This is a genomic window from Nocardiopsis sp. LDBS1602, from assembly GCF_035818715.1.
GTDB classification, from domain to species: Bacteria; Actinomycetota; Actinomycetes; order Streptosporangiales; family Streptosporangiaceae; genus Nocardiopsis; species Nocardiopsis alba.
This window is the reverse complement of the sequence record NZ_JAYLVW010000017.1, coordinates 1-19,923: the sequence shown is the minus strand read 5'-3', so window position 1 is coordinate 19,923 and position 19,923 is coordinate 1. Positions and strand designations below refer to the sequence as shown.

Sequence of the window (19,923 nt, the reverse complement as noted above, 5' to 3'; positions counted from 1 at the left end):
CTCGGCCATGTCAGCCCTCCGGTCCATCCCCACGTGCGTGGGGCTCAGCTGCTGCTGTTCGGCGAGTGGGCGGAGATCACCGGTCCATCCCCACGTGCGTGGGGCTCAGCGAGCAGCTTCCGCGCACCCGAGGACGACAGGCGGTCCATCCCCACGTGCGTGGGGCTCAGGGAAAATGACCTGCGGAAACAGAGGCCGTTATCTTCCCGCAACCTCCGGATCGAAGCGACCTCCGGCCCTCACTCATCCCTACCACACCCCCACAGAGCCGACCAGAACCCACGAACACGCCACCGACTTCAGCCAGCCCCCACACACACGAGGAACAGGCCGTACCGCTCGATGTGCTCGTCCGGCTTCTGGGTCCATCCCCACCGTGCGCGGGGGCCGGTGGGACCAGCGGGGTTCAAGCTTCGGAGGCCGTACCGGTACGCACGTGTGCGCGCACTCCTTGCAGATCGAACAGGACGAGAAGCTCGACCGATCCACCGTCGGCGCTGCCCAGCCAGTGCGGCAGGGACGTGTCGAACTCGGCCACCTCGCCGGGCGACAACATCAGGTCTCGCTCCCCGAGCACCAGACGCAGACGACCGTCGAGCACGTACACCCACTCGAAACCCTCGTGGGTCTGCGGGGTCGGTTCGAGCGGTTCACTCCGAGCGGGGATGATCATCTTGAACGCCTGAGTGCCACCCGGCCGCCTGGACAGCGGCACGAAGACCATCCCGAACCGCCGGATCGGCTTCAGATGGATGCGGGGGTCACCCGTGCGCGGAGCACCGACGAGATCGTCCAAAGGGACGTCGTAGGTACGTGCCAGCGGCAGCAGCAACTCCAGAGTCGGGCGGCGCCGCCCACTCTCCAGCCGGGACAGGGTGCTCTCCGAAACCCCGATCGTCACCGCGAGGTCGGCCAGGGTGATGCCCCGAGCACGACGCAGTGCGCGAAGCCGCGACCCCACCACGTCGAGCACGTCTTCCGTTTCGTCGTCCATCCCCGCACCTTGCCATAACCGCAAGATTTCGTGCCATATCAAGGCGGTTCGGTGAGGCTGGGCGCATCCCGACACAAGGAGTCCCGATGGACACGAAAGACGCGACCACCTTCTGGGACGGCGTCCACGCGACCCGGCCCGTGGCCACCGACCCGCGACCGAACGACCGACTCGTCGAAGCGGTCACGGGCCTGGCGCCCGGCCGAGTGTTGGACCTGGGATGCGGTGAGGGCGGCGACGCGCTGTGGCTCGCCCGCCAGGGGTGGCACGTCACCGCCGTCGACCTCTCGGCCGTGGCGGTCGCGCGGCTCACCGCCCTCGCCCACTCACACGACCTACAAGAACTGGTGACCGCCGAACGGCACGACCTGCACACGTCCTTCCCACGAGGCCGGTTCGACCTGGTCTGCGCCCACTACCTGCACTCCCCCCACGACCTGGACCGGTCCGCCGTCCTACAGGCGGCCGCTCACGCGCTGAACCCGGGCGGGTTCCTGCTGATCGTCGACCACGGCTCGACCGCACCATGGTCGTGGAACCCCGACCACGACACGCATTACCCGACCCCGCAAGAGGTCGCCGCGGACATCGACCTGGACCCCGCGACGTGGACGGTCGAGCGGGCCGACACGCCTCGCCGGATCGCGACCGGACCGGGCGGACGCACCGCCGAGGTCACCGACCACATCCTGCTCATCCGCCGCACCGCCTGACCCGAAGCCCGGAACCGCTTCCCGGCGAAAGGAACCCCTCATGTCCACCACCTCCCGAGACGACCGTCGCGGTGACTCCCCACCGCCCCGCACTGGAAACAGCGAAGCGGAGGTCCTACGCGGGTTCCTCGACTACCTCCGAACCTCGATCGCCGCGAAGGTCGAGAACGCCCCCGAGCCGCAGGCCCGAACGGCCGGAGTGCCCTCGGGGACCAACCTGCTCGGCCTGCTCCACCACCTGACCTTCGTCGAGCGCGCGATGTTCCTCGGCGACCGGGTCACCGACTGGCAGGCGACCTTCCAGGCCGCTCCCTCGGACAGCGGAGCAGACGTCGTCGCCCGCTACCGGCGAACGGTCGAGCGGGCGAACAGAGTGCTCGACGAGTGCACCGACCTCGGCACACCCGTCCCCCGACCGGTCCCGGGCCGCCCCGCGCCCAGCCTCCGCTGGGCCCTGGTCCACATGATCGAGGAGACCGGCCGCCACGCGGGCCACGCCGACATCCTCCGCGAACAGATCGATGGAGCGGTCGGACGCTGACCGTGGTGCCTGCTCCGGCTCTCCGGAAAAGGAACACCTGACCACAGCACCACGCGTGTCAGGGGACCATCCCCGCGTGCGCGGGGAGCAGTTCTTCTTGCGGGTGAGCTCGGACCGGTCGGTGGGGTCATCCCCACGTGCGCGGGGAGCAGTTCGGGAACGCCACCCTCGCGGCGGTCCAGGCGGGGTCATCCCCGCGTGCGCGGGGCTCAGGACCCCTACACCGAGGCGGACAAGATCGGCGTCGGTCCATCCCCACCTGCGTGGGGCTCAGGGCGGCCTGGCGATCTGTCGGAGGTCTCTCGTTGAGGCGATGATGAGTTCGTCGTCGCTTGAATCGAGCCGTCCCCCGACGGGATCCTCGGGCATCCCGATGCGCTCACGAAGAGCACCGACAGGTGTCAACCCCCTGGCCACCGCTTCGGCGGCCTGATCGATCCACCAGCTCTCGGCACGCCATGCCGACGGACCGGCCACGGGTCGCGGTTCATAGCCCCGGGCGTTCTCCGCATCGGAAGCCCACAAGAAACCGATGATCGTCCCCCCGATACGCACCGGACGGTAGAGGACTTCCCCGCGGGCCAGGATCCTGTATCCCGTGTCGACCCTCTTCGTTACAAACGGCTCCCAACCCCGCCCGTACAACATGTGAGGATCTTGGAGGCGCTCGTTGATGGTGTCCTTCTCTGGTTCGTGACCAGGGTTGAGGAGCCGGCTCAGCTCATCCAGGTCGGCGCACGTATGAAGTCGGGCGTCTTGCGGGATTCCACCGACCCCCGGCTGCGACGGCACCCCTTTCCACCTTCGAATGGACTCGATCGGGCCGAACCCTTCTTCGGCGTCCTTCGATAGACGACTCCCCCAGGCCTCACTGGAACTGAGCCTGGTTTCCAGGTCGGTCGCCCCCATGACCGCGAGGAACCTGGTGTTGCGCTCACCTTGGGCCAACAGCGCTCCGATGGAAAGTCCTTCCCACCGGATCATGTAGTAACTCACGGGGGTCGGATCCTTACCGACCATGTCACGCACACGTCGACCGTTGATCCGGTCAGCAGGCCCTGAGTTCATGCCTCCCTCACTACCCCGAGTACGCACGCATCAATTTCTTATGAATCCGGACCGACTTTCCCGGCATCTTCGATCTTGATTCGAGCTCGTCTGGAGAAAATCGATGCCCCTGGTCGGGGTGAGCGCCATCCGGAGGACCCGGAGCACGGGGCCTCCCATGCTCAAATCCGAACATCATGAACCGGCCGCCGGTCGGAACCGCGAGCACGGAACGACCCGGATCTACGTCAGACGTTACCGACCCTCACCTCCGGCGCGCCCTGCTCGGCGAACCAGGCTGCGAGTTCGTCCCCGACGAGCACGCGAGGCTCCCCAGGAGGCCCGACATCCGCCGAACCCTCGACCCATCCGCCCGCGCCCCGCACATCCGCGCCCCCGATCCGAGCGGAAGCGAGCTTGGTACGTCCCGCCCTGTCATCAGGGCCGAACCAGACCCCTCTCAGATCCGCTCCCCTCAGGTCGGTCTCGTGCATCCATGACGCGTTGATCCAGGCACCGGACCACACCGATCCGGCCAGTTCAGAGCGATAGAACTCCGCCCCTACGAGCCGAGCACCGGTGAAGTCGGCGCCCTCCCCCGAGCACTCGGAAAGGTCGGCCTTATAGAAGTTCGCCTCGACGAACCGGGCACCCTCGATCAAAGCACCTCGCAACTCAGCCTTCGTGAAATCACAGCCGTCGAACACCGTCCCTCTCAGGTCCGCGGCGATGAGGTACAGGTACCTCATCGAGAGCCCCCGACAGCCGCATGACCAATGATCAGCAGCTCCATTCCTGGGATCACCACAGAGGGTCATAGGTTTCATCCTTGATCAGGACTCCATCCTCGCCCCACTGGCGCCAAGATATCAGGTTCCCCTTCTCATCTAATTCTTTCCTCTCCACAAGTTGACCCGATTCGTTCCATTCACTCCAAACACCCGAAGCCCCTCCAACTCGGGAAGACCAACCCTCCGCTCGAATTTGACCACTCTCGTACCACTCCACCTGTGGACCGTCTTCCCTACCACCAACGAAGGTCGTCAAGCTGACGACCACATCGCCTGATTTTTCGATCGCCTCTCCCGTAAACGGCTCCCCATCCAAAAGGGCAACACCGTAGTCGTCGTAGTCGTACTCCAGCTCTTCTTCATTGACTCGCTTCATTAATACCCTCACGTTACTTGATTCGAATCAGGGAACTATTTGGGATGCGCGTTCTTAAATAAACTGAAGTTGGGCGCACCTTCGGTCATCGCTGCGCAGTTCGAGCAGACCGGTCCCTGGGTGGGGTTGTACCCACAGGCCCGGGACGGTCCGTTCCAGGATGCGGGCGACCGTTTCCAGGCCGGGTTCCTGGGCGACCAGCGCGACCGTGTCGTAACTCAATGAGGCTCCGGGGAAGAGGGTGGGGGAGGCTGACCAGCCTAGGTTTCTCCCCGCACTCGGCCAATGGCCGTGACCGGAACAGGCCATCCGAGAGCATCGGTCCTGGCGTAGAGACCGGCCTCTGCACTCGATCCCCGAGGTACCGGTTTGTCGGGCCCGACCGGTAGAAGTGACGGACCATAGGCCGCGACCGTGAAGAGGCCCCCGATGTCCCCCACCCTGCCCCTGTCCCCCGACGGCGAGACCGAGCGCGTGCCCGGCGCACTACTGATCCGCGGCGACTGCGACGGCACCACCTGGAACGACGTGCTCTCGCGTATGGGCGAACTGCCCGGCATGGTCGCCCACGCCCTCGGAGAACCCCTGCCCCCGGCCCCGGGACCCATCCCCCGGCGCCTTCTCGTGTCTCAGGACCCTGCCTGGCAAGACACCACCCCCGTGGAGGTGTCCGAGGCACTGAACGGCGAGGACGTCTGGGTTCCCGACCTGGTCCTGATCGCCGACAGCGGCACCACCCGCGATCCCGCCCTGCGCCCGCTCGTGGCCTTCCTCCCCGGTGACGACGACCTCTACCGCTTCCGTGTCACACCCCGCCAAGCGGCCATGACCTACCTGGTTATGCACCGCCCCAGCGTCGAGGACACCCTGGAGCACCACAAGGAGTGCGGTGCCGCCGAGGTCGAACTCGAACCCGACGAGTCCTACGAGGACTGGTTGGACGGCGCCTCCGAAGTGATGGGCGAGGTCCTGGAGACCGCGGCCCACCCGCCCCACTACCGGTCGCCCGTCGCGCCCCTGCCGGTGATCACCCAGAACAACTGGGGGCTGCTCGTGCGCACCGACTTCAGCGACGACCGCGCTTGGGCCGCGCTCGCGGAGGATGTGGACCGCCTCGACCCCCAGGTCGAGACCCCCGAGGAGTACCAGCCCTATGTGCAGATCGTGGACGATCCGGCCTTCGCGGGGGCCACACCGGAGCAGGTGATGGCGATCGTCCGTCCGAACGAGGACGAGGATGAGGAGACCGGCGAGGAAGTGGTGGTGATCGCCGACCACGCCTCCATGAGCGGCTCCGACCGCACCGTCCTGGTCGTGCCCTTGGAGGACAACGTCAGGTGGTCCTTCCGCCTGCCCTCGGACAAGGTGCGGAGCATGGCGGCCAACCTCTTCGTCGGCAACAACGACCTCTCAGACTGGATGAACCAGGGCTCGCCGAACGGGCCGGCGGTCATCACGGAGAAGGAGAGGCGAGCCTGGCGGGGCTGGTGATCCGGCTATCCGGGGGTCGGCGCAGGAGGCGGCGGGAGCGATCCGTTCCTTCCGTTCTCCCCCGGAGACGGCCCTACGCGGCGATGAGCTCGCACCCCCAGGCCCTTGGTCCGGAGCCACGCTCCGAGCCGAGGGCCCTTTCGCATTCCGAAGACGAGGAACTCGTCCCCCCCGGAGGAGGGTCTGGGAGCAACTACTGAACAGCCTCGCCGTTCTCCAGGTAGACCGTCGTCCCCTCACGACGCGCGCGAGCCCCTTGAACGATCCTACGGGCGAGCCGTGGGATCGTCGCCGTCTCGATCGAGGCCACCTCATGGAACTCATAGCCGGCCAGCTCAGCCGGATCCAAAGCGATCTGGTCGAGCCGGCGCCGATCGAGGACTCCCCCGTCGAAGACGAACAGCTGCTTGTCTCCCTCAGAGAGGTTCGGCGCCCAGTCCACGACCAAGAGCCGTCCGATCGGCGGGGTGATGCCCAGCTCTTCCTTCACCTCACGCGCGGCGGCCTGGCTCGGGGTCTCCCCATGCTCGATGTAGCCGCCAGGGATATCCAGGTAGTCCTTATAGGTGGGGACCACCATCATCACCCGCCCCTGCTCATCGAAGAACAGGGCACCGGCGGTAACACGGGGACGGGCGAAGGATTCCGTGGGATCAGAGGCCACGCCCCGACACTAACGGGCTCGGATCTGGCCCACCCCCACGTGCGTGGGGCTCAGGGCGAGCCGACCTTGATCGATGCCCGCGCGGCCGGTCCATCCCCACGTGCGTGGGGCTCAGGGCCGGGAAGCGGCTCACTCATCAAGCTCGTGCGGTCCATCCCCACGTGCGTGGGGCTCAGGGCCGGGAAGCGGCTCACTCATCAAGCTCGTGCGGTCCATCCCCACGTGCGTGGGGCTCAGCAGGAAAGGGTCTGCGCGTGATCGAGAAGCGCAGGTCCATCCCCACGTGCGTGGGGCTCAGGGAGCCGGTTGGGTAACCCGATCGTGTTCGCGCGGTCCATCCCCACGTGCGTGGGGCTTAGCAAGAAACCGTGACGAACGAGAACTACGTGAGCGGTCCATCCCCACGTGCGTGGGGCTTAGGGCCGCTCGGACGGCCGCTCGGTCTCCGACTGCGGTCCATCCCCACGTGCGTGGGGCTTAGGGAAAACGACCTGCGAAAACAGAGGCCGTTATCTTCCCGCAACCTCTGGATCGAAGCGGCCTCCGCTCCTCACTCATCCCTACCACACCCGCCCCGAAGCAACACTGGAGAGAACGCCCCACCGGTTCAGCTCGCTCCCTCCCAGAACGCCGACTACCGAACCCGCTGATCGTTCCCTGCGCGCGGGTCAGCCTTCGCCCTCCGTTCTCTCAGGCCCTGTTGTTCACGAGCCACCGGCGGCAGCGATTCTTCCGACTCGGCGGACCGTGCGCTCGACGAGTGTGCGCGGGCGCAGTCGCCTTTCCGTATGCAACAGGAAACTGACCGCAGGATCGGTTTCCAACAGGGAGCGGCGTTCCTGGCGAATGCCACGCCCGATTCCCAGAACCCCGATCGCGGCCGCCCCGGCTCCAGCGACCAAAGGTTGCCCTGCCAACCATGCACCTCCCGCCAACGTGAGCGCCGCCGGAAGTTCCGTCTTGACGTTGATCGCCATCGTCGTTGCCTTACCGGTGAGACCTGCGATCTTCCCTTTCAGGTCTTCCAGCGGTGCCGCGAACCGTTCGGTCACAGCATCCTGCAGATAGGTTTTCAGGATACCCTGGTCTCGAATATCGGATAGCTCGGCCATCTCTGTTGCCTTTTGGTCGATAGCTTGACCGAAGGCGAGAAACTCAGCACCATAACGCTCACGCAGCTCGATGATCTGGCCGATAGAGACCCTGCGAAGATCAGCGGGTACAGCGATTTCCAGAGCCAGAAACCCGAGCACCTCTGAAATATTCTCGGAATACGAGCTCCCGATCTCATCCTCCCAACCCAACAGCACGGCAGCAATGCGATCACGAGTCCAGTCGTTCACCACTGCGTAGGCCCGCCCTTGATCAGTGGTGGGCTGCAGCTTGTTGGCCCTGGCGAAATCCTCCGCGAGCACACTGGTGTACACCGCGACCAGATCAGGATGCATCACCACCCACTCCTCGGGGTCTCGCATGTCAGGTCCCCCATCGATGGAGTTCTCCAGACCCCCGTACCCCTGTCGATGGTCGACACCATGCCAGCGCGATATGCGACCTCCCAGAGCCAGCCCTGTGGCTTGAAGAGCCTCCCGCACCTCGGAGGACATCTGCCCGACATGCACTGCGGTCGTACCGCGTGCTCTCGCCCGGCCACCCCCGCGCCCATCGACCATGAGCTCCCGAGACCGCAAGCGAGAACGCAGCAGGTCACCATGTTCCTCGATCAGCTCAAGGAACAGTGGAGCGATGTTCTCGACGGAGGCTCCCGGAGGGTGACGCGTGATGAAGTCTCCTTCCAAAGCCCTGACCAAGGTGGAATCACGTGTCCGGTAGTCCTGCGGAACGATCCGAGTCAACCTGGGCCAGTACAGAGAGGCGACCTTCAGCCAACGATCATCACGCACATGGAAGTAGGGATAATACAATCCATGTCGCCGAAATCCGACTTTCGGAGATGTTTGCGCCACTTATTTCACCTCGAGAAAACAATCAATACCATGGAGCAAACCAACCGATCAAGATCTTGAATCGATCAGCACAGCCACTACTGCTCACCACCCAGAAGACCACATAAAAACCGAGCATGATGGCGGCAACATTCAACCGATCATCGCATCCCTCCATAAGGAAGAGATCCCTATTCGCCGAAGGGTTCCGAAGTCGGCTGCGGCGTCTACGTAACCGATCGGAGCTCGGGCACTGGGGATCTCACGGCCTGACCCAGCTGAGGGCTTCACGGATCCGGGCTTGCCCCTGTTCCGAGAACACGGTGTCCACTGACGGCCGACTCACCGGCCGCATGAGGGAGCGGGCGGAAGACCGGCGGCAGCGCAGGAAGAACACACCGGGCGGGCCGCGCACGCGCCGAGGTGGCCGCCCTTCTGCGCGAGCCCACGCCGATCGACGTTCCGGACGGCTTCGGTCAGGTCGCTGAGCGGCTCGGCGAGGCCGATCGGGCGATCGTCCCTGAGCCACACCCCTCCCCTCGATCGTCCTCGGCTCAGGACATGAGGGGGAGCCTCTTCGTGGCGGGCGCCCGGCCGGCGATGAGTTCCGTCCGGTCTCGGAGTCCAAACCCCGAAAGGGATCCGACCGAGTCGAGGAGGCACGATGAGCGAGCGTCGAAGGATCGTCTCCGAGTACGCCGCGGCCTTCGCCACGCGCGACCTGCCCACCATCCTGAGCCACGTCGATGACAGCCTGGTCTGGGAGCTGAACGGGGAGCGGGTCGGTACGGGCAAGGAGGAGTTCGAGCGGCAGATGACCCGGGACCTGGCCACGGGAGGCGCCGTGGTCACCATCGACCGGTTCATCGAGGACACGGACGTGGTGGTCGCCCTCCAGCACGGTGAGTTCGTGCCCGACGGTCAGGACGGCGGGCTACCGTTCTCCTCCGCCGAGGTCTACTCGTTCGAGGGGGACAGGATCGTGCGGATCCAGACCTGGCAGGCGACCTGAACCGAAGAAGGCTCCGGCGCCGCGGGTGCGAACACCCCTGCCCCGCGGCGCCGTCACCATGGCCTAGCCGGTCTGCTCACTCGGTTCGGGGACGGCCGGCTCCGGCGTCCGCAGGATCACCAGGGTTCCGATGACGAGCCCGACGCCCGCCAACACCGCCGCCACCAGGAACGGGTCGGCGGTGTGCAGGGCGGGGGCGAACCCGATGCCCACGCAGACCGCCACCCCGGTGGCGCCGCCGAGCTGGTCGGCGGCCCGCTGCACGCCCGAGGCGATCCCGGCGTCCTCCTCGGTCACCCCGCTGACCGCGATGTACTGAAGACCGACGAGCCCGAAGCCCATCCCGGCCGCGATCAGCAGCATCGCCGGGACCAACCAGGGCGCTCCGGCACCCAGAACGGCCACCGTCGCGATCAGGGTCATCGCGGCCACGGTGAACCCGAGCCCCGTCAGAACGCACACGCGCGCTCCCCACCGGCCGAGCAGCCGGGGCACGAGCGTGGAGAACACGATCAGGGAGATCGCGAGCGGCAGCATCATGAGTCCGGCGCCCAGCGGGCCGATGCCGAGATGGTCCTGAAGGTAGAACGTGAACAGCAGGAACGAGGTCGACAGCGCCCCGCTGAGCAGCATCGTGGTCACGTTGGCCGTGACCCTCGACCGGTCGGCGAAGAAGCTCAGCGGCAGAAGGGGGTGCGGGGACCGGGCCTCCACCCGCACGAACCCGATGCCGGCCAGCACCGCGCCGGCCAGGGCCGCCACGCTCACCCAGGAGGGCGTTCCGGGTTCGCCCATCTCGACCACCCCGTAGGTGAACAGCAGCGGGGAGGCGGTCAGCAGCAGCGCGCCCGGCACGTCGAGCCGGACCGCCTCACGGGCGACCGGCCGGTCGCGTTCGACGAGGACGAGCGCCGCCACGAGGACGACCAGGATGAACGGCACCGAGATCAGGAAGATCCAGCGCCAGCCCAGGTGGGCGGTGATGACCCCGGACAGGACGAAGCCGAGCACCAGCCCGCAGCTGGCCACGGCGGCCCACACGCTCAGCGCGCGTGACCTGCTCCGCCCCTCGGGGAACATCAGCACGATGGTGGCCATGGCGGCCGGGAGGGCGATGGCCTCGCCGACGCCCTGCAAGAGGCGGGCCAGGACCAGCACCCCGAAGGTGGGGGCCACCCCGGCCAGGAGTGAGGCCACGCCGAACAGGGTGGTGCCCGCCAGGAGGACACGGCGCCGGCCCAGGAGGTCGCCGAGCCGGCCGCCGAGCATCAGCAGTCCGCCGCCGGTGATCGTGTAGCCGACCACGACCCAGGTCAGGGCGTGGCCGTCGACCCCGAAGTCGTCACCGATCGAGGGGAGGGCGATGTTGACCACGGTCACGTCGACCGCGATGAAGAACTGCAACATCGACATCGCGCACAACACCAGCCACGAACGTGCGCGAGAGGGGCCGTGCCCCCGGGAAGAGGGCATGCCTGGAAACATCAGGTGCTCCGTTGCTCAGGAAGGGATCCGAGCAGCACGAAGGTGCCGCTTCGGTCTGATCGCGAAGCGGCCGGGCATCCCGAAGGAGAGGAGAAAGGTGTGTGGAACGCCCCGCCGCTAGCGGGACGTCCTGGTCACCGCGGCGCAGGCGGCGGCACTCGAAGCACTCATGGGGAGGAGGTTAGCAGCGGCGCCGTCGTCGGTCATCCGAATTATCGGGGGCCTGTGGAAGGATCCGGGGATCGCGCGCTTCACGCCGTGAAGACGCCCCGCCCCCGCCTCCCGGCATCGAGAATCGAGTCCCCTCATGACCCCGACCTCCCCGTTCTCCTCCTGGGCCCGCGATCACTTCACACCGCTCACTCACCTCGACCCCGACGCCCCGCTGGACGACCTGGAGCCGCTGCGCGGGCTGATCGGCGACGCACGGGTCGTCGCGGTCGGCGAGAACTCGCACTTCATCGAGGAGTTCTCGGCCGTGCGTCGGCGTGTGCTGCGTTTCCTCGTGGAGCGTTGCGGGTTCACCGTCTTGGCCTTCGAGTACGGCTTCGCCGAGGGCCACGTGCTGGACGCCTGGGCCCGGGGCGAGGGCACCGAGGAGGATCTGACGGACCACCTGGCCTCGGCCGTCCCCGTGGGGGTCGACGCTTCCCTGCGGTGGGTCCGCGAGCACAACCGGCGGGCGGAGCGCCCCGTGGGTTTCGCCGGGGTCGACGTCCCGGCCGCCGGGGGTTCACTGCTGCCCGCCCTGTCCCTGGTCGCCGGGTACCTGCGCCGGGTCGACCCCGAGTTCCTGCCCGAGGTCGAGGAGGCCATGAGGATCGCCTCCTCGTTCGCCGGCCCTTCCGCGGCGGCGGCCGCGCCGAGGTGGGAACGCCTGGACCCCGCCGAGCGGAACGCTCTCGGCGCGCTGCTCTCCCGGCTGGCGATCCGCTTCCGGTCCGTCGAACCGCTCTACGTCTCCCGGGGCGGTCGACGCGACTACGACGTCGCGCTGCGGACGCTGGAGGTCGCGGCCCACACGGACTACTCCTTCCGTGCGATGGCCGACCTCTTCGCCGGGCGCGGCCGGACGGCCGACGTGTCGGCGCGTGACCACGCCATGGCCGCGTCGCTGCTGTGGCATCTGGAGCGGGGCGGCCCCGAGACCCGGATCGTGCTGGCGGCGCACAACGCCCACATCCTGAAGTCGCCGGTCCTCTTCGACGGCCGGCTCACGGGGTTCCCGATGGGGCACTACCTGCACGACGCGTTGGGCGGGGACTACTTCTCGCTGGCGCTGACCGGTGTCTCCGGGAACACGGCGGACATGGTGCCGGAGGAGACGGCGCCCTTCGGGTTCACCGTGCACGACACCGAACTCGGGGCGCCCGAACCCGGTTCCGTCGAGGCCGTCTTCGCAGACGAGGACCTCGGCCCCGGCCTGGTGGACCTGCGCCCCAGGCGCTCCTCCCTCGACGGCTCCGAGCCCGACCGGACCCGGTTGCAGAGCTCCTACCTCCACGTCCCCGTCGTCGACGCCTTCGACGCCGTGCTGAACACCGAGACCTCCACCGTCACGGCCGAGGTGCTCGGGTAGAGGCCGGACGGTCCGGTGGGATGTGCGGCTGCGGTCCGACCGGAACCGGCGTCCCCCTCCGGCCAAGGGGCCACGTTCCACCACGAACCGGACCGAAACCGGGGAGGGACCGGCGTTTCCATCGCCTTCACGGCCCGACCGATGCGACCCTGTCCACGGCCGGACAGCCGCCGGCCCACCGACGTCGTTCGACCACACGAGGAGAGCACCCCATGGCGACCACCCGTAAATCGACCACGCACTGGGAGGGCTCGCTCATGGAGGGATCGGGGACGGTGTCCCTGGACTCCTCCGGGGTGGGAACCTTCGACGTCACGTGGCCCTCCCGGGCCGAGCAGGCCAACGGGCGCACCAGCCCCGAGGAGCTGCTGGGCGCCGCCCACTCCACCTGCTTCTCGATGGCGCTCTCCCACGGCCTGTCCCAGGCGGGCACCCCTCCCGAGACGGTGGACACCAGTGCCGAGGTGACCTTCCAGCCGGGCACGGGTATCACCGGCGTCCACCTCACGGTCCAGGCCAGGGTGCCCGGGATCTCCGAGGAGGACTTCCAGCGGGCCGCGGAGAACGCCAAGGCCAACTGCCCGGTGAGCCAGGCCCTCACCGGCACGGAGATCACCCTGTCGGCCGAGCTGGCGGGCTGACCGGACCCGACCTCGTCGAAAGGGCCTTCGCGCGGGAACGTCGCGCGAAGGCCCTCTGTGTCGTCACGTCCTGCGCGCGCCGCCCTCAGAGGCCCGGAAGGCCCGGCTCGTCCGCGATGCGGCGCGGGTTCCGGTATCGTCACATCCGTGTGTGACCCCCGTCCGAAATCAGCGTCGTGGTCGTGGACGATGACCGCGTTCTCCGTGCTGCTCGCTCTCGGGGTCATCCTCATCTCGCTGTGCCACCCCTGGGAGGACGAGCCCCTCTCGTTCGGGCCCCCGCCCGTCGCGAGCGCCGAGACCCAGGCCGTTCCGCCCGCCTCCATGGCCTCGATCGACGAGCACTGCCAGGAGAGCGACGGCGCCGTCGCCGACCAGCGCGGCGGCTCGGCCATCGGACCGCTGCTGCTCGGGTTCGGTCTTCTCGGCTTCCTCCGGCTGCCGCTTCCCGAGCGCACCCCCGCCCGGGTCACGCTCGCCCGACGGCGGCACGCCACACCCCGCCTCGGCGGCGTTCGAGCGCTCATCTCCCTGTGCGTGCGGAGGGTGTAGGCCGATCGGCCCCGGCCCCCTCGTCGACACCCGAACCGTCGACCGACGGGCCGACACACCCCTGATCCCCGCCCTCGCCGAGGCGCGCCCCCATGCGCGGCGCCGTCTCGTGTCGACCGGGCGCGGATCCCTTCCTTCCCACGCGAACCACCGACGACGGCCTCACCGCCGCGTCGGTCCCTCGCGACCCCGGGCCACCGGCCCCGGTCGCGGGATCAACGATGAGGTGCATCCCATGGATTCGAAGCGGACCCCCGGCCTCCACCGGCGCCTGATGACGATCGGCGCCTTCGTGGCCCTCGGTTCCTTCTCCGCTCCCCTGGCCGTGGCCCACGCCGAGCCCGAGCCGACCCAGGAGGAGGTGGAACAGCGGATCGAGGAGCTCTTGGAGGAGTCCAGCTCGCTGGTCCAGGAGTTCAACGAGGCCGAGGAGGCTCTGGAGACCGCCGAGGCGCGGGTCGAGGAGATCGACGCGCAGATCGGCTCCGAGGAGGAGGTCTACGAGGGCCTCCTCCAGAAGGTCCGGGAGCTGGCCGCCGCCAGTTATCAATCCAGCGACCCGGACTCGGTGGCGGTCGCGCTGTACGTCGACAACCCGTCGGAGATCTTCGATCAGGCCGCCGACCTGTCGTACCTGTCCGAGAGCCGGCGCCGACAGTTGGAGGACTACGCCGAGAGCGACGCCCGCCTGATCGCTCTGAAGGACGAGGCCGACGCGACCTACGAGGACGCCGAGGAACTCCTCGAGGAGTTGGAGGAGGCCAAGGAGGAGGTCGAGAAGGCCCTGGCCGAGCAGGAGGAGCTGCTGGCCTCCTTCGAGGGCGAGAACCCCACGACCGCCGGTGAGAGCGACACGTCGGAGGGCCAGGACGCGGTGTACACGGGGTCGGCCTCGGGCGACGCGCGCGCGGCGATCGACTTCGCGTACAGCAAGATCGGTGTGCCCTACCTGTGGGGCGGTACCGGCCCGAACGGCTATGACTGCTCCGGTCTGACGCAGGCCTCCTGGGCGGCCGCGGGCGTGAGCATCCCCCGCACCACCTATAGCCAGTACGAGATGCCCAACGCCGTGGCCTGGGAGGACATCCAGCCCGGGGACATCCTCTTCTTCTTCCCCGATCTGGGCCACAACGGGCTGTACGTCGGCAACGGCATGATGGTCCACGCTCCCAGCAGCGGCAAGACCATCTCCGAGGTCCGTCTCGCGGACTACTGGGCGGCCCACTTCGTCGGGGCCCGACGGCCCTGACCCCCGTTCTCGCCCGGCCCTCGCCCGGGTGAGCCCGGCGGTCCGGCGCACCTCCCCCGGGGCGCCGGACCGCCGGACCCTCATGCTCTCTTCATCGGGCCGGCCCCGGGTCACGGGACCGGCCCGACGTCGGTCACACCGGGCGACGTTCCGGCACCGGTTCCGGTTCGGGTCGGGGTGAATACCAACCGGCCCGACCGATCAGCGCGGTGGCGGTGGCGCACACCGCCCCCACCAGGGCGAGCGAGAGCCACACCGTGCTCCGGGCCTCCGGCGAGGGAGCATCGAGTCCCGCCCCGACCAGGAGGTTTCCGAGGGTGATGGCCGCCCCCGAGCAGGTGTTGTACAGCCCGTAGTGCAGCGCCACCGAGCGCCTCCCCGCCAGCCGGACCACCGTGTCCATCTCGAAGGGGTAGGCGACCATGGTCCCCAGCCCCAGGAGCGCGACCGTGAGGGCGCCGGGCGCCGTGACCGCGACCAGGGCCGCGACCCATGACTCCGATCCGCTCGCCGCCTCGATCAGAGCGGGCGCGGCGAGCATCGGCAGGAACGCCGTCGCCATGATGAAGGCCCCCGCGGGGAGCGCCTGGGCGGCTCCCCACCGTTCCTTGATCCAGGCGGCCACCCGCACCTGACCGACGATGGTCACCAGGGCGGTGACCAGGAAGAGGAACGCCACCGCGTACCGGCCCTGGTCGGCGCCCAGGCCCACCTCGACCGCGGCGTCCTGGGTCGCCAGCGGGATCGACAGGTAGACCTGGAAGTTGAGCAGGTAGGTGCCCGACATCGCGACCGCGATGAGGAGGAAGCGTCCGTCGCGGAACACGTCCACGATCCCCGCGATGACGCCCCGACCGCTCTCCCGGTCGGTGTCCTCCGTCCCGGGGGTCGCGGTGGGCAGGGCGAGCCACTGCCACACGGTCAGGGCCGCGAACAGGATCGCCGCCACCGTCGCGACCACGGTGAAGTCGACGGCGAGCAGCGCCATCCCCAGCAGGGGGCCGATCAACGACCCCACCTGGTAGAACACGTTGAAGAGCGCGAAGGCCTCCACCCTGCGCTCCCCCGCCGCGGCCGCCAGGTAGGCGCGCACGGCGGGGTTGAACAGGGCCCCGGCGAACCCGGTCAGGGCCGAGGCGAGCAGCAGCACGACCAGGGAGTCGGCGAAGCCCAACGCCGCGAACCCGATGGTGCGCAGACCGCAGCCCGCCATGATGGCGGACTTGTGGCCGAACCGTTCGGCCAGGCCGGCGCCGACGAGGAACATGCCCTGTTGGCACAGGTTGCGGGCGCCCAGGATCAGCCCGACCGCCCACACCGCGACGCCGACGCTGTCGGTCAGGTGAAAGGCCAGGTAGGGCATGAGCATGAAGAAGGCGGCGTTGATGGTCAGCTGGTTGACCATCAGCAGGCGCACGGCCGGGTCGAACGAGGCCAGCCGGTTCCAGGTCGTGATCATCGCCCGCCCCGCTCGACCGTGTCCGTGCGGCACTCGGCGGTCTCGCCCACCTTGGCGCAGCGCGTCCACGCGGTGACGACCCGTTCCGAGGGGGTGGAGATCTCCTCCGGCTCCTCGGTGGCGGGGGCTTCGAGCAGGCCGTGGGCCCGGCAGTAGTCGTCGTTGTAGACGGTGTCGAAGTAGCGCTGGGGTCCGTCCGGGAAGATCGCCACGACGCGTTCGGTGATGGGACGGGTGTGGGCCAGCCATCGGGCGACCGTGGCGACCGCGCCCACGCTCCAGCCTCCGCTGCAATAGTGCGTGGCGGCCAGAGTACGTGCCGTGCGCACGGCGCGCGCCGGGTCGACCCAGTGGACCTCGTCGAAGAGTCCGTGGTCGACGTTGCCGGGGACGATGCTGCTGCCCAGGCCGCGCATGATCCGTTTTCCGGAGGGCTGGCCGAAGATGCCCGACCCGACGGCGTCGACGCCGACCACGCGCAGGTGGGGCAGGAAACGGCGCAGTTCGCGGCCGACCCCGGCGGAGTGTCCTCCGGTGCCGACACTGGCGACGAGCGTGTCGATGCGCCCCAGCTGGGCGATGAGTTCGTGGGCCAGCCCCCGGTAGGCCTCGACGTTGTGCGGGTTGTTGTACTGGTCGGGGCTGTAGGCGGTGGGGTCGGCGTCGAGCAGCGCGCGTACGCGTTCCCTGCGCGCCTGCTGCCATCCGCCTCGGGGGTGCGGGGTGTCGACGATGTCCACCTCGGCCCCGTGGGCGCGCAGCAGGCGGACCATGAGCGGTTCCATGCCGGTGTCGGTCACCACGGTGACGGGGTGGCCGAAGGTGATGCCGGCCAGCGCGAGCCCCAGTCCCAGGGTGCCGCTGGTCGATTCGACGATCCGGCCGCCGGGCGCGAGCCGCCCCGACTCACGGGCGCGTTCGATCATGTGGAGGGCGGGCCGGTCCTTGATGCCGCCGGGGTTGTGCCCTTCGAGTTTGGCCCAGAAGCCGCGGCGCGGCCCGCAGTAGGGTTCTCCGACCCACAGCACCGGGGTATTGCCCACGGCTCCGGCCGGGGTTCGGCGCATGGTGGTGGCCGGTGCGGCCAGGAATTCGGCGGGGCTGGGCGCGGGCACGGGTGTGGGCGCGATGTTCGTCCGCATACTGTTCTCTTCCGCTGGGCACGCCACGGGACGGCGGGGCCGGTGGGGATCGCGTCCCTCGGGACCCGCCGGTCCGGTTCACGTGCTGGAGGTCCGACAGGGGCTTCGGGCCGTCTCCGCCACGAGGGGCGGGACGGCCGGAGCGGCTCCTATATGCGCCAGACGCACAGAGGGATCAGCGGTGAGAAGTTCTCGCGGCGGCGACGCGCGTGGCGTGTGTTGAGCGCCCGCATCTCGCCGGTGGAGACGGAGGGCCACGGTTCCGGGCACAGGGTCGCCAGGGCGGTGTCGGTCACCGGGGGCGTCCCCTGGTCGCCCGCCCCTCGTTCCTGGACGGGAACGAGGTCGGTGCCTCCGGGGTGGTGCTGTTCGCAGGCGGCCTGTTGGCCTCCGGGGACGCTCGAAGGCGCGGGTTCGGCGATCCGTTCGGCGGTGGAGGCCTGAAGGCGGGGGCCCGTCTCGTGCTCCGGGTCGGGCTGGAACCAGCCCACCGCGCACATCATGTGCAGGGCGGTGATGACCACCAGGAGTACGGGCAGGAGCCTGCCCCTCCGGTGGGTCCTCATCGCCGTTCGCGTCACACCGCGATGCTACTGAAGGTCACTCGCCCATAGCGGAGAATCACCGATCTGTGGTCGAGGACACCATCACGGTGCCCGGGAACGACGGGGGCGGGACGGTTCCGGTCCCCCGGCTCCGCCCCGCCTCGTCACCGGATCAGGCGTGCGAACACGGACCACCGGAGGCGAACGCCCGCCCGGGGGAAGGGGCACGGGCGGCGAAGGCGCCGATGATCGACGCCATGCCCTCGTTCGCCGGTGCGGCCGGGAACCGACTCACCGTTCCTCCTTTCCGGTGTCGGACCCGCCGGAGAGTCTCCCGGAGAGCCTGGTGGTGATCTCGTGGAACTCGGCGTTGTCGCCGGCCACCTCGGTCTTGCCGAGTCCGGCCAGTTCGACGCGTGTGCGGCCGTCCTCGCCCGGGATGGCGCGGACCCAGACCCGTCGGGGACGCACGAACAACGTCAGCAGAAGCCCGGCCACGGCCGAGGAGGCGGCCAGCAGCGCCGGCACACGCGCCCCGTCCCGGTTGCTCTGGAGGGAGACGTAGTCCTTCACCCCGGTGAAGGTGATCGACCCGGCGCCGTCCGGCAGTTCCCAGGTGTCACCGATCTCCATGACGGGCGACTCGCCGATGTTCTCCATCCCGGCGGTCTTCAACTGGTAGACCGACTGCGGATCCACCATCCCCAGATCACCCTGGTAGGCCTCCAGGGTCACCATCGGGTTCTGCACTCCGGGGAAGCCCGAGACCAGTTCGCCCTCGGAGTCCTCCATCGCGGTGGGCAGGAAGACGCCCACGAAGCCGAGCTCCTCGCCTCCGGTGTCGGGGACCTTGATGACACCGTCCGAGGTGTAGGTCATGGTCTCCCGGTGCAAAAAGGGCACCGCCTGGTCGAAGACCAGGTCGCCGTCGGCGTTGCGCACCTCGAACCGCGGCGCATAGCCGTGCCCCAGCAGGTAGATCTGCACCCCGTCGACGCTCAAGGGGTGGTTGACCTCCAGGGTGTGCTGTTGCTCGGGTTCTCCCGGCCCTTCCCGGTAACGGATGTCCGCCACGAAGGAGGAGGCCTGCCCGCGCAGGTTCCCCTCCTCGATGAAGGTGGCCTCGAACTCCTCCAACCTGATCGTGAAGGGTTCGAAGGCATCGGTGTCGGTCCAGTGGCCGGGGTAGATCGCGTCGTAGGAGGGCAACGTGTTGGCGAAACCGTCGCCCTCCACGATGAGCATGTTGCCGCGGTAGCCGAAGAACGCCCCGGCCGCCAGCGCCAACAGCAGGCCCAGCAGCGCGAAGTGGAACAGCACGTTGCCGGCCTCGCGCAGGTAACCGGTCTCGGCCGAGACCGAGTTCTCATAACGCTCGACCCGGTAGCCCTTGAGCACCTTCCGAGCTTGAGCCAACACCTCATCGGGAGGGGTATCGGTGGAGAAGCGGGCCACGTAGGGCATCCGCGACAGGTTCCTGGGGGTGGCCACCGGCCGGGCCCGGACCGCCTTGGCGTGCACCAGGGCCCGCGGGATCACGCAGCCCGCCAACGACACGAACAGCAGCATGTAGATCGCCCCGTACCAGGGCGAGGAGAACACGTCGAACAGGTAGAACCGGTCCAGCCACGGGGCCAGGTCGGGGTGCTCCTGGTAGTAGGTGGCCACCTGGTCGACGCTGACCACGTTCTGCGGC

The 19,923-nt window shown here is 68.5% G+C and carries 21 protein-coding genes and 1 CRISPR repeat array; of the genes, 8 read left to right on the top strand and 13 right to left on the bottom strand.

All coding sequences use genetic code 11. The features are described from left to right. Positions 1–406: 406 nt before the first annotated feature. Complete coding sequence (locus tag U9J66_RS25965) at positions 407–994, bottom strand: XRE family transcriptional regulator (protein ID WP_326339050.1); 588 nt, start codon at positions 992–994, stop codon at positions 407–409. An 86-nt stretch (positions 995–1,080) separates the two neighbouring features. On the opposite strand from U9J66_RS25965, the gene U9J66_RS25960 reads away from it, so the two are divergent. Together U9J66_RS25960 and U9J66_RS25955 are read left to right on the top strand one after the other, a co-directional pair. Then, the gene (locus tag U9J66_RS25960) at positions 1,081–1,707 is read left to right on the top strand and encodes a class I SAM-dependent methyltransferase (RefSeq protein ID WP_326339049.1); all 627 of its coding nucleotides are present in this window, start codon (positions 1,081–1,083) and stop codon (positions 1,705–1,707) included. A gap of 40 nt (positions 1,708–1,747) precedes the next feature. After that, positions 1,748–2,248 (top strand): DinB family protein, encoded by a 501-nt coding sequence (locus tag U9J66_RS25955; protein ID WP_326339047.1) that lies wholly within the window; start codon positions 1,748–1,750, stop codon positions 2,246–2,248. Positions 2,249–2,518: 270 nt separating this feature from the next. On the opposite strand, the gene U9J66_RS25950 is transcribed toward U9J66_RS25955, so the two are convergent. The 4 genes from U9J66_RS25950 to U9J66_RS25935 all read right to left on the bottom strand — a co-directional run bounded on the left by U9J66_RS25950 (position 2,519) and on the right by U9J66_RS25935 (position 4,684). Next, complete coding sequence (locus U9J66_RS25950; protein ID WP_326339045.1) at positions 2,519–3,244, bottom strand: hypothetical protein; 726 nt, start codon at positions 3,242–3,244, stop codon at positions 2,519–2,521. Positions 3,245–3,543: 299 nt separating this feature from the next. Next, positions 3,544–4,113 (bottom strand): pentapeptide repeat-containing protein, encoded by a 570-nt coding sequence (locus U9J66_RS25945; protein ID WP_326339044.1) that lies wholly within the window; start codon positions 4,111–4,113, stop codon positions 3,544–3,546. Continuing rightward, entirely contained in the window at positions 4,097–4,462 is a 366-nt protein-coding gene (locus U9J66_RS25940; RefSeq protein ID WP_326339043.1) for a toxin-antitoxin system YwqK family antitoxin, read from the bottom strand. Before U9J66_RS25940 ends, U9J66_RS25945 begins: the two co-directional genes overlap by 17 nt. 54 nt (positions 4,463–4,516) lie before the next feature. Continuing rightward, positions 4,517–4,684 (bottom strand): hypothetical protein, encoded by a 168-nt coding sequence (locus U9J66_RS25935; protein ID WP_326339042.1) that lies wholly within the window; start codon positions 4,682–4,684, stop codon positions 4,517–4,519. Positions 4,685–4,891: 207 nt separating this feature from the next. Between U9J66_RS25935 and U9J66_RS25930 the strand changes: the two genes are divergently transcribed. Beyond that, entirely contained in the window at positions 4,892–5,953 is a 1,062-nt protein-coding gene (locus U9J66_RS25930) for a DUF6924 domain-containing protein (protein ID WP_326339041.1), read from the top strand. Between the two features lie 193 nt (positions 5,954–6,146). Here the strand turns inward: U9J66_RS25930 and U9J66_RS25925 are convergent, their stop codons facing one another. Together U9J66_RS25925 and U9J66_RS25920 are read right to left on the bottom strand one after the other, a co-directional pair. Further along, positions 6,147–6,617, bottom strand: coding sequence for an NUDIX hydrolase (locus tag U9J66_RS25925; protein WP_326339040.1), 471 nt, complete (start codon positions 6,615–6,617; stop codon positions 6,147–6,149). Positions 6,618–6,643: 26 nt separating this feature from the next. Next, a CRISPR array of direct repeats spans positions 6,644–7,095; the repeat unit is 25 nt; unit sequence GGTCCATCCCCACGTGCGTGGGGCT. Between the two features lie 226 nt (positions 7,096–7,321). Next, entirely contained in the window at positions 7,322–8,224 is a 903-nt protein-coding gene (locus tag U9J66_RS25920) for a DUF6236 family protein (protein ID WP_442789874.1), read from the bottom strand. 1,003 nt (positions 8,225–9,227) lie between these two features. Here U9J66_RS25920 and U9J66_RS25915 point away from each other — a divergent pair. Further along, positions 9,228–9,575 (top strand): nuclear transport factor 2 family protein, encoded by a 348-nt coding sequence (locus U9J66_RS25915; RefSeq protein ID WP_326339039.1) that lies wholly within the window; start codon positions 9,228–9,230, stop codon positions 9,573–9,575. A gap of 63 nt (positions 9,576–9,638) precedes the next feature. On the opposite strand, the gene U9J66_RS25910 is transcribed toward U9J66_RS25915, so the two are convergent. Continuing rightward, on the bottom strand, positions 9,639–11,048 hold the full coding sequence (locus U9J66_RS25910; RefSeq protein WP_326339037.1) for an MFS transporter: 1,410 nt from the start codon (positions 11,046–11,048) through the stop codon (positions 9,639–9,641). Positions 11,049–11,367: 319 nt separating this feature from the next. Between U9J66_RS25910 and U9J66_RS25905 the strand changes: the two genes are divergently transcribed. The 4 genes from U9J66_RS25905 (at position 11,368) to U9J66_RS25890 (ending at position 15,081) form a co-directional block, all read left to right on the top strand. After that, on the top strand, positions 11,368–12,639 hold the full coding sequence (locus tag U9J66_RS25905) for an erythromycin esterase family protein (RefSeq protein ID WP_326339035.1): 1,272 nt from the start codon (positions 11,368–11,370) through the stop codon (positions 12,637–12,639). A gap of 212 nt (positions 12,640–12,851) precedes the next feature. Beyond that, positions 12,852–13,280, top strand: coding sequence for an OsmC family protein (locus U9J66_RS25900; RefSeq protein ID WP_014913421.1), 429 nt, complete (start codon positions 12,852–12,854; stop codon positions 13,278–13,280). A gap of 189 nt (positions 13,281–13,469) precedes the next feature. Next, positions 13,470–13,832, top strand: coding sequence for a hypothetical protein (locus U9J66_RS25895; RefSeq protein ID WP_326339034.1), 363 nt, complete (start codon positions 13,470–13,472; stop codon positions 13,830–13,832). A gap of 235 nt (positions 13,833–14,067) precedes the next feature. Continuing rightward, complete coding sequence (locus tag U9J66_RS25890; RefSeq protein ID WP_161110292.1) at positions 14,068–15,081, top strand: C40 family peptidase; 1,014 nt, start codon at positions 14,068–14,070, stop codon at positions 15,079–15,081. 133 nt (positions 15,082–15,214) lie between these two features. Here U9J66_RS25890 and U9J66_RS25885 read toward each other — a convergent pair whose 3' ends face one another. The 5 genes from U9J66_RS25885 to resB form a co-directional block, all read right to left on the bottom strand. Continuing rightward, the gene (locus tag U9J66_RS25885; RefSeq protein WP_326339033.1) at positions 15,215–16,540 is read right to left on the bottom strand and encodes an MFS transporter; all 1,326 of its coding nucleotides are present in this window, start codon (positions 16,538–16,540) and stop codon (positions 15,215–15,217) included. Next, the gene (locus tag U9J66_RS25880) at positions 16,537–17,682 is read right to left on the bottom strand and encodes a PLP-dependent cysteine synthase family protein (protein WP_326339032.1); all 1,146 of its coding nucleotides are present in this window, start codon (positions 17,680–17,682) and stop codon (positions 16,537–16,539) included. The genes U9J66_RS25885 and U9J66_RS25880 overlap by 4 nt, the downstream gene beginning before the upstream one ends. A 149-nt stretch (positions 17,683–17,831) precedes the next feature. Beyond that, the gene (locus tag U9J66_RS25875) at positions 17,832–18,263 is read right to left on the bottom strand and encodes a hypothetical protein (RefSeq protein WP_326339031.1); all 432 of its coding nucleotides are present in this window, start codon (positions 18,261–18,263) and stop codon (positions 17,832–17,834) included. 136 nt (positions 18,264–18,399) lie between these two features. Continuing rightward, the gene (locus U9J66_RS25870; RefSeq protein ID WP_326339029.1) at positions 18,400–18,522 is read right to left on the bottom strand and encodes a hypothetical protein; all 123 of its coding nucleotides are present in this window, start codon (positions 18,520–18,522) and stop codon (positions 18,400–18,402) included. Then, positions 18,519–19,923: cytochrome c biogenesis protein ResB (gene resB / locus U9J66_RS25865; protein ID WP_326339028.1), on the bottom strand; the 1,405-nt coding region annotated here is incomplete at its 5' end. The genes resB and U9J66_RS25870, both read right to left, overlap by 4 nt.